The sequence below is a fragment of the Streptomyces sp. NPDC051104 genome (assembly GCF_040682835.1).
Classification (GTDB): Bacteria; Actinomycetota; Actinomycetes; order Streptomycetales; family Streptomycetaceae; genus Streptomyces; species Streptomyces cynarae.
Map to the genome: position 1 here is coordinate 1 of NZ_JBFBBS010000031.1, position 8,880 is coordinate 8,880.

The 8,880-nt window shown below is 68.6% G+C and carries 9 protein-coding genes; 1 reads left to right on the plus strand and 8 read right to left on the minus strand.

What is annotated here, in order from left to right:
- Positions 1-117 precede the first annotated feature (117 nt).
- Positions 118-990 carry an IS701 family transposase gene (locus AB0N14_RS30085; protein ID WP_366028893.1) on the plus strand — a complete coding sequence of 291 codons (873 nt, stop codon included), beginning with the start codon at positions 118-120 and terminating at the stop codon, positions 988-990.
- Between the two features lie 323 nt (positions 991-1,313).
- On the opposite strand, the gene AB0N14_RS30090 is transcribed toward AB0N14_RS30085, so the two are convergent.
- The 8 genes from AB0N14_RS30090 to AB0N14_RS30125 form a co-directional block, all read right to left on the minus strand.
- A complete protein-coding gene (locus AB0N14_RS30090) occupies positions 1,314-2,330 on the minus strand; it encodes a 3-oxoacyl-[acyl-carrier-protein] synthase III C-terminal domain-containing protein (RefSeq protein WP_366028844.1) in 1,017 nt (338 codons plus the stop codon).
- Positions 2,327-3,949: a hypothetical protein gene (locus tag AB0N14_RS30095; protein WP_366028845.1), complete on the minus strand. Its 1,623-nt coding sequence runs from the start codon at positions 3,947-3,949 to the stop codon at positions 2,327-2,329. Before AB0N14_RS30095 ends, AB0N14_RS30090 begins: the two co-directional genes overlap by 4 nt.
- Entirely contained in the window at positions 3,946-5,076 is a 1,131-nt protein-coding gene (locus AB0N14_RS30100; protein ID WP_366028846.1) for a 2-oxo acid dehydrogenase subunit E2, read from the minus strand. The genes AB0N14_RS30095 and AB0N14_RS30100 overlap by 4 nt, the downstream gene beginning before the upstream one ends.
- Entirely contained in the window at positions 5,073-6,086 is a 1,014-nt protein-coding gene (locus AB0N14_RS30105) for a transketolase C-terminal domain-containing protein (protein WP_366028847.1), read from the minus strand. The genes AB0N14_RS30100 and AB0N14_RS30105 overlap by 4 nt, the downstream gene beginning before the upstream one ends.
- Positions 6,083-7,006 carry a thiamine pyrophosphate-dependent dehydrogenase E1 component subunit alpha gene (locus tag AB0N14_RS30110; RefSeq protein ID WP_366028894.1) on the minus strand — a complete coding sequence of 308 codons (924 nt, stop codon included), beginning with the start codon at positions 7,004-7,006 and terminating at the stop codon, positions 6,083-6,085. Before AB0N14_RS30110 ends, AB0N14_RS30105 begins: the two co-directional genes overlap by 4 nt.
- An 8-nt stretch (positions 7,007-7,014) precedes the next feature.
- On the minus strand, positions 7,015-7,263 hold the full coding sequence (locus tag AB0N14_RS30115; protein WP_366028848.1) for an acyl carrier protein: 249 nt from the start codon (positions 7,261-7,263) through the stop codon (positions 7,015-7,017).
- On the minus strand, positions 7,260-7,460 hold the full coding sequence (locus AB0N14_RS30120) for an MbtH family protein (protein WP_366028849.1): 201 nt from the start codon (positions 7,458-7,460) through the stop codon (positions 7,260-7,262). The genes AB0N14_RS30115 and AB0N14_RS30120 overlap by 4 nt, the downstream gene beginning before the upstream one ends.
- Positions 7,461-7,529: 69 nt before the next feature.
- On the minus strand, positions 7,530-8,861 hold the full coding sequence (locus tag AB0N14_RS30125) for an MFS transporter (RefSeq protein ID WP_366028850.1): 1,332 nt from the start codon (positions 8,859-8,861) through the stop codon (positions 7,530-7,532).
- Positions 8,862-8,880: the final 19 nt, after the last annotated feature.

Consider the following 8,880-nt stretch of genomic DNA (forward strand, 5'->3'; position numbering starts at 1 on the left):
GGCGTTCATCGAGATGCGGCAGGATCCGATCGAACTTGGCCCGTAACACCGCGACAGGCGGGCGCACACTCATGGTCCACCATCCCATCAACTCCACCTGAGCAAGCAGTAATTGAAATACAAGCCCCCGGACGGACAGAGAACTGCCAGATCGGGGTGTTCGCCGCCTACGCCACCATCCGCGGCCACGCCCTGGTCGACCGCGAGCTCTACCTGCCCAAGTCCTGGACAGGCGACCGGGAACGCTGCCGAGCGACGCGCATCCCCGACCAGCGCACCTTCGCCACCAAAGGTGACCTCGCCCGCGACATGATCCTTCGCGCCCTGGCCTCCCCGCTGCCCATCGCCTGGGTCACCGCGGACTCCGCCTACGGACAGGACTCGCACTTCCGACGCTTCCTGGAAGACGTCGGTCTCTCCTACGTCGTTGCCGTCCCCAAGTCGCAGCCCGTCCACGGCCCGCGCATCGACCATCTCGTCGCCCAGAGCCCGCCCGAGGCATGGCAGCGCCTGTCCGCGGGGCAGGGGGCCAAGGGCGAACGGCTCTACGACTGGGCCGCCGCCCGCCTGCCTACCGTGGCCGAGTTCGACGGCGACGAGCCCACCCGGCAGCGATGGATGCTGGCCCGCCGCAGCATCAGCAAGCCCGACGAGATCGCCTACTACCTCGCCTGCGCCCCGCTGGACGCCACCGTCGCCGACCTGGTCCGAGTCGCCGGATGCCGCTGGAAGATCGAGGAGTGCTTCCAGAGCGCGAAGAACGAATGCGGCCTGGACCAGTACGAGGTCCGCCGCTATGTGGGATGGTACCGGCACATCACGCTCGCCATGCTCGCCCACGCCTTCCTCGCCGCGATGGCCGCCCAGGAACGCGAAAAAGGGGTGTCGAGGCCGACACACCCGACCTCGTGGACCTCACACCAGCCGAGGTCCGTCGTCTGCTGGCAGCTCAACCCCGCCGCTCTCCTGCACGCCGCGACCACGCGGTGAACTGGTCCCGATGGCGGCGTCGCCACCAGGCACGTGCCCGACGCTGTCATTACATGCGGCGCGGGCACACGTTGGTGGGACGGTCGGCCCAAGACCGCTCCACCCATGCCAAACCCCCGCTACACTCCCCACCGCCAGGCCGTTGACCAGGAGAAATACAGAAGTGCGGCTGGAGTACTAAGCGCGCCGAACGTGCCGAACGGGAGAGTGCCATGGAGTCATCCCTTCGAGCGTGCGCCGATCAGTCGATCGGACGGTCACGCCAGACTCTGCACTCTCCCGTTCGGTCATGTGCATGACTTTGCCGAGCTGTCATGGTTCCGCTAAATACGCAGCAGTGTGCACGACCAGTGCATACCTGTGCCGGTACTGGTCAGAGCGACCAGATCACCGCTGTCCACCCCGCCCTCGTCGAGCAGCCGCTCCAGAGCGAACAACTGGTCGGCAGTGCCCAGGTGACCGTGCTCCATGCCGAGTTCGGCATTGGTCTGATCGAGGCTCACACCCAGGTCGCGAGCGAAAGCAGTGAGCGCCTTGTGGTTCTCGTTGAGGTGCAGGATCCGGCGCATCTCACCAATGTCCACACCCGCGCGCTTACACGCACGGTCCACCACTTCCCGGGTGTTGGACTGGATGCGGCGCGCGTACGCGAGCATCGTCCGCACGTCCCGTCCGAAGTGGTCCTGCATCTGGTCGAACGGACTCCGGACCATCCCTGGATCGGGGTGCCGGGACGAGAACGGCTGCACGGTGCCACCTCCGGGCAACCGCGCGAACTGGGCATACCGGCCATCGGAGATCGTCTCGGTGACCAGCCAGCGGCAGGCGTCGTGATCGCGTACGGCGACGGCGGCGACGGCGCCGTCGGAGGCGATGGAGGTGTCCGACTCCATACGGTTCTTGTACGTCTCGCATACCCTGTTCGCGGTCACGAGAACGGCGACCCGGTAATCGGGGTGTGTGGCGAACCGACCCGCCAACAGGTCGAGGGCCATCACGCCGCCGCTGCATGCCTGGTTGACCAGGACGGCCTCGGCCTGATGGGCGCCAAGGGAGGCCTGACAAGCCGCCGCCGCATCCCAGTACAGGTACTCCGCCACATCCGGTATCGCCAGGACGAACAGATCGACTTCTTCGGCCGACAAGCTTGCCTTCGCCAGCGCCGCGGCTGCGGCGGAAACCGCCAGATCGGTCACGCCGGTGCCCTGGTCGGTGCGGTGGAAGTTCCGGTAACCCCAGTCCCGGACCCGCTCCAGGTCGGCGGTGTACCGCGGGGCGGCCTCGGACACGCTCTCCGCTGCGCCCAGGGTGTGGGCGAGCGCCACGATTCCGTATGTCATCGGCCGGTCTCCGTCCGCTCGATCACCATCCGCATCTCCCTGCCGGAAGGTGCGGTCCATGTGCGCTCCGCGACTGCGCGCAGGAAGTCCACCGCCACCTGGTTGCGTCCCGTCTCCTCGTACTCGATGAGCACGGTGTGGCAGCCGTCGCGGTCGGCTCGCGCGACGATCTCCCGCAACACCCTGTCCTCGACCTCCCGGCCGAGTGCGGGGCACGACACGGAGAAGACGTCGACCCGTGCCACACCGCCCACGAGATGCACCGCCGCCACCGCGCTCACGCCGTAGTCCCCCAGCCGGTCGCGCACGCTCGCCGCGACGGCGAACCCCGGTCCGGACGCGTGGACGGCACGGCTCTCGCCGAGGGTGAAGTCGTGTGCGCGCGCCACGAGTTCCGCCGTCTGCTCATCCAGGTCGCGGGCCACTTCGTGAAACGTCGCGGTGACGCCGAGACCCGCGATGAACTCCGCCAGCGAACCATCGGAACGCCCACCGGGCACCGGTTCCTCCACCGCACCCGGCTGTTCCTCAGAACTCCGTACGGAGCCGTCCGGTACCGGCAGAGCATCCAGCAGCCCGGCCGCCGCCAGGTGCGATTCCCACCCTGCCGGTTCCTCCCCGAGCACGACCACCTCGGCCGCCCCCGTGCCGGCAGGTGCGGGTGCCGCGGTCAGGACTACCGTCACGTCGGCCGGCACCGCGAAGCGCGCGCCGGCCACGGCGAGCTGCTCGCTCAGCGGGGCCGTGTCGGCGATCAGTGCGACGCGCGGGTCGGCCAGCAACTCCGGGGCCGCGTCGGCGAGCATCCGGCCCAGCTCCGCCGCCGGTCCCGCGGACCCGAGTGCCAGGCGCATGCCCCGCCGCCGCAACGCCTCCAGGGGGTGCCTCAGCTCTGCCAGCCCTTCGGCACCCACGCTGGTCGTGTCCACCACCACCGCGCGCCGTCCCGCCCCGTTCCTGAGCCGCAGCAGTCCGGCCAGTTGCTCACCGAGATGGTCGAAGACGGCTTCGGTGTAGGGGACACGGGCGAACCGGTACATCGCCGGCCGGTGTGTGTTGCGCGCGCCGACCGCGCGTACCGCCTCCTCGGCATCGGCCAGCAGTACGTTCGGCCGTCCGGAGAGCATCGAGCGCAGACGTTCCCGCACGGCTCCGGCCGCCGCCACGGTACCGGCGCTGTGGCAGCCGTCGCCTACGCCGTACGGCCGCTGTTCCGGCACCGCGGGCAGCACGAACAGCAGGCACGAGCGCCAGCGGGCCGCGGCGGCCAGCGCGGCGTCCGCGATGTGCACGAGGTCCCGGCCGTCACCGTCGTCGGCGAAGTCCTCGAACCGCGCTGCCACGACCAGGACGGCGGGCCGCATCCGGCCGGTCTCGGACGTGTCGTCCAGACACTGTTGCAGAATCTGGTGGTACGGGCCGACGCTGAGCGCGCTGGGCACACCGGCGTCGTGCAGGCGCACGCCCAGATACGGCACCAGCGGGTCGATCGTGTAACTGGCCAGCAGCCGCACAGTGGTCGCGCCGGTCCCGGCACCGGCACGGGCCAGGCGCGACCATCGGGTACGCAGGGACAACAGATTCGCGGAGCCCGAGGTGTTGACTGACACGCGGGTCACCCGGCCGTCGTGTCGAGGACCGCGGGCAACTCGAGATCCTGCTTCAGGCTCTGCAGAAACGCCATCGCGTCACGGCCGTTGACCACCCTGTGGTCGTAGACGAGACCGATGTGAACGTGACGTCGGGCGACGGGCCGGCCCTCGGAATCGAGGACGAGACGCTCCTCGGTCCCGCCCAGAGAGACCACGCAGGTCTGGCCCGGGAAGATGATGGGGGTCGCGAGCACCAGGCCTTCGGCGTTGTGCAAGGCCACCATGATGTTCGCGCCGTCCAGCTCGCTCGCCCGGAAGGCACCGCGCAGAGCCTTGACCCGGTAGTCCATCATGAGCTCGCCGAGCTGTCGCATGCCGAGCGCGGCCGCGTCACGGACCACCGGCACGAAGAGCCCCTTGCCGAGGTCCATGGTCACCCCCACGTCCGCGGAGTCGGGGAGCCGCACGCTGCCGTCGTCGAGCAGCCGGGCGAAGAACAGCGGCTGCTCCGCGTGACGCCGGGCCACCGCCTTGACCAGCAGCTCGGGCAGGGAGAACGAACTGCTCTCGCGCTCGGAGACGTCCTGGGCGAGCGACAGCGCCTCGTCCACGTCGACCCGGACGTACGCGGCCGCCGCCGGAATGGTCCGCATCGACTCGGACACGACGGCACCCACCGCTCGCTGCCAGGCAGGCAGCTCGCGGCCACCGGCCTCAGGGGCCGACTGTGTCCGGTCGAGCAGCCCCTCGACATCGGCCTGACGGATCACCTTGCGGCCCAGACCGCGCAACACCTCCTCGGAGACGCCGTGTTCATCGACCAGGGCCTGTGCGCCCTGGGTGAGCACCAGATCCGAGGCCGGCTGCGCAGGCTTCTCCGCCTGAGTGGCGCTCGTCCGCAGGAACTCCTCACGTTCCTCGGGGGTGTCGAAGACATGGGCGATGATCTGGCCCGGGCGGCAGTCCTGGCCCGGCTTGACCAGGCCGTGCAGCACACCCGCGCCCGGACTCTCGATCTCTTCCTGCGCCTTGGACGTCTCGATGACGACCAGTGGCTGCTCCGCATCCACCTGGTCGCCGTTCTGCGCGAGCCACTCGACCAGGACATAGCTCGTGTCGTTGTTGTTGAGTTTCGGCAGCTCGATGTCGATCACCTGGTCGCCTCCGCGATCGCTCGGTGGATGGTCTCGCTCTGGAGGACGACCTCGCGCTCCAGATGAGCGGCAGTGGGGATGATGCTGGGCTCCGCACTCAGGACCAGCACGGGACGGCTGAGCCGCTTCCACAGCAGGGTGTGCGCCTGCTGTGCCAGCATCTCGCCCCAGGTACCGTCGGCCGTACCGTCCTCGACCACGCAGAGCCGGCCGGTCCGCGAGAGCACGGGAAGCAGCGCCGCGAGGTCGAACGGATACAGCCGCGAGGGCACCAGCAGCTCGCAGTTCAGCTCCTCTTCCAGCAGCAGCGACCGCATCGCCCCGATGACGCGCTCCGAGAGGCCGCCCGGGGCGATCACCACCCAGTCCGGGTCGGTGTCGTCCACGGACCGGACGTGCGCCGTGGGCTCGTCGTCCCCGGTCCACTCGTAACGGAACAGGTCGTCCACGATCCCGTCGGTGAACAGAGTCCGGGTGTACAACACCTTGTCCTCGAACAGGACACAGGGCTGCTCACGGCTCAGCATGGCGGTGAAGACGTCGTGGTTGTCGTGAAAAGGCGTGGTCTCGTAGAGGCTCAGTTCCGGAATGCCGATGAAGTGCTTCTGGATGCTCTGGCTGTGCGTCGGGCCGTAACCGCGGTTACCACCCGTGGGGCAGCGCACGACCATGCTCATCGGAATCCTTCTGCCGTACATCGACACCGACTTGCTGGCGAAGTTGAGCAGTTGGTCGAATGCCAGGGCGGCGAAGTCCGCGAACATCATCTCGACCACCGGGCGGTTGCCGGCCAGGGCGAGGCCGGCTCCGACACCGGTGATGCCGGCCTCGCTGAGCGGCGTCGTGATCACGCGTTCCGGATGGCGCTCGGACAGGCCCTTGGTGACCTTGAACGCACCGCCGTAGGGATCGGCTATGTCCTCACCGAGCACATAGGCCGAGGGGTCGGTGTCCAGCAGGCTGTGCAGAGCGCGGTTGAGGTTCTCGGCCACTCGCTCTCGTCTGTTCATCGTTCCTCCCAGCGCGCCACCGGACGCTCCTCGACCTCGCGGACGATGGCGGCGATCCGCTCCCGCTGCCGCTGGTCCGCTGCCGCGAACTGCTCCGCGTGGTCCAGCCGGTACCGGCGGTACCAGTCCTGTTCCGCGACCCGCTCGACCACCTCGGGCGGCCGGGAGTCGTCGCCTTTGCTGTGCGGACCGACCCGGTGGGTGAGGAACTCGACGACACAGGGCCGCCGCAGGTCACGCACCCGGTCCACGACGGGGGCGAGTTCACGCCGGACGACGTCCACGTCCACGGAGTCGATCAGGTGGTGATCCACCCCGAAGGCCGCGGCGCGGGCCCCGATCGTGCCCGCCATCTCCCGTTCGGTGGGCGTCGACTGGGCGATTCCGTTGTTCTCCACGACGACAAGGACCGGCGCGTCCCACAGAGCCGCCATGTTGAGGCCCTCGTACACGGCCCCTTCACCCCATGTGCCGTCGCCGATGTGCACGACGGCGATCCGCCCCGGCTCGGCACTCTTGAGGTGCAGGGCGACCCCGAGGGCGACCGGCAGGCTCTGCCCCTGGACACCGGTGGACAGGTAACGGTCCCGGTAGATGTGCTGGCTGCCGCCGACGCCGTGGCACACCGCTCCCTCCCGACCCATGACCTCGGCCAGCAGGCCGAGTGGGTCGCGGAAGCGGGCGAGGTAGTGACCGTGGCCACGGTGGTTGCTGAAGACGTAGTCGCCGTTGTCCAGCAGGGAGTACAGCGCCACGGGCACGTACTCCTGGCCGAGGCAGGTGTGCGTGGTGCCGTTCAGCCTGCCCTGGGAGAACAGGTCGAGCAGGGCCAGTTCGAAGTGACGGATCATCAGCAGGTCGTCGAGGTCCCGGTCGCCCAGCCGGGTCAGGGCCTCGCCGGGGCCGGCCTGCTCCACCATCTGTGCGGTCATGCGGTCACCCCGTGTCCGGCGAGTATGTCGCGCACCGCGCCGACGGTGCGCATGGCCTTGATGTCCTGCTGGGACAGGGAGACTCCGTAGACCTCCTCCAGCGTCACCACCAGTTCGAGATGCTTGAGGCTGCTCCAGGTGGCGACCTGGTTCGGCCCGCAGTCGTCGCCCAGCTCGCCGGCGTCGACGCCGAAGACCTGTGCCATGACGTCGCGGAGGTCCGCGGTCTCCGTGATGTCGCTCATCGTGCCTCCCGCAGGCTGCGCGGCCGCATGTCGTCCCAGATCCGCTCGATGTGCTCCAGGCATTCGCTCCTGGTGCCCGAGTGGCCCTCCGCTCGCCATCCGGCGGGCAGTTCCCGGTCACCGGGCCACAGTGAGTACTGCTCCTCGTCATTGACGACGACGAGATGCATCAACTCGGTCGTGCTCTTGTCCACCATCGACTCCTTGAACCGATTGACTGTCAGAACATCGAGCGGGGCCGTCCTGGCCCCACGGCCGGTGCCGGCTCAGGCGACATCGACCGCGTCGACGTGTTCTTCGGGGACGGGCATGATCACCTCGACCTTCCGGATCAGCGGCACCAGATAACCGACCACGCCTATCGCCACCAGCAGCCCGCCACCGAGCACGCACATCAGTGCCATGCCGGCTGCCGGTCCCGTACCGACCAGGCCGCTGAAGTAGGCCGTCAGGTTGCCGCCCTTCTTCATGCCCGGCACGAAGAAGTGGTCGGCCAGCAGGCCGGAGAGTCCCAGGGCCAGCGGCATCGAGAGGTTCTCGACGAACTGCTGGGCGGCGAAGACCCGGCCCTGTACCGCCCTGTCGACCTTCTCCTGCCAGATCGACTGGGTGTAGCCGTCGATGAGCGGAATGGCACCCCACCCGACCAGCAGGGACAGGGACCAGACCAGCACCGAGTCGCCCAGCGCGAACACCACCCGGCCGAGCAGCCCCAGGCCGATCACCCCGCCGAGGACGAACTTCATCTTGTCGGCGCGTCCTCCGAGGGCCCCGACCAGCAGGCCGCCCAGAACGCCGCCCACCGCGCCGACCGTCTGGACGACACCCGCCTGAGCGGTGCTGTTACCGGTCTCCGAGAGAACGAACGGGATCATCACCGTCCACGTCACCGCTGCCGTCAGACCCACGGCGAAGCTGAGACCGAGCAGGCCCAGCAGCGGGGGACGGCGCAGGATGTAGCGGAAGCCGAACGCCGAGTCCCGCCACATGCTCGGGCGCTCGGTGTGCGATGTGCTCCGCTCGTTCTGCGGAACGGCCACGAGGAACACCGTGGCCAGGGCGAAGACGTAGCTCGCCGCGTCGACGGCGACGATGACCTTGATGTCGGTCACGGACAGCAGCAGCGCCGCGAGGGTGGGCGCGGCCACCGCCGGCAGCGAGCGGACGAGGGACATCATCGCATTGGCTCGCGGGAAATGGCCACGCTGCATCATCTGTGTGATGGCCGCCGCATACGCCGGGTACTGGAACGCGAGAAAGGCCCCGGTCACGATCGACGTCACATAGAGCATCCAGGGATGCACCGTGGTGCTCAGGAAGAGCAGCAGCAGCCCCACGGTCGCCGCGAGGGAACCGAGGTCGCTCATCACGATGGTGAGACGCCTGTTCCACCGGTCGATCAGGGAACCCGCGATCGGGCTGAAGACCACCGTCGCGGCAAAGGAGCAGAACGACAGCAGCGCAACGTCCGAGACATGCCCCGACTGCTCCCAGACCCAGAGCCCCAGAGCAAAGGCCGTCATGCGGGTACCCACCGCCGAGACGATCTGGCCCAGCCAAATGATGGTGAACGCAGCAAACCCTTGTGGCCTGCGCATCAGGTCACCTGTTTCCTTC

Excerpts from the sequence above, each read along its gene's own strand:
- AB0N14_RS30125 (WP_366028850.1), bottom strand. The coding sequence starts at position 8,861 with ATGCGCAGGCCACAAGGGTTTGCTGCGTTCACCATCATTTGGCTGGGC.
- AB0N14_RS30115 (WP_366028848.1), bottom strand. The coding sequence starts at position 7,263 with ATGAGCGACATCACGGAGACCGCGGACCTCCGCGACGTCATGGCACAG.
- AB0N14_RS30090 (WP_366028844.1), bottom strand. The coding sequence starts at position 2,330 with ATGACATACGGAATCGTGGCGCTCGCCCACACCCTGGGCGCAGCGGAG.
- AB0N14_RS30105 (WP_366028847.1), bottom strand. The coding sequence starts at position 6,086 with ATGAACAGACGAGAGCGAGTGGCCGAGAACCTCAACCGCGCTCTGCAC.
- AB0N14_RS30120 (WP_366028849.1), bottom strand. The coding sequence starts at position 7,460 with ATGGTGGACAAGAGCACGACCGAGTTGATGCATCTCGTCGTCGTCAAT.
- AB0N14_RS30110 (WP_366028894.1), bottom strand. The coding sequence starts at position 7,006 with ATGGTGGAGCAGGCCGGCCCCGGCGAGGCCCTGACCCGGCTGGGCGAC.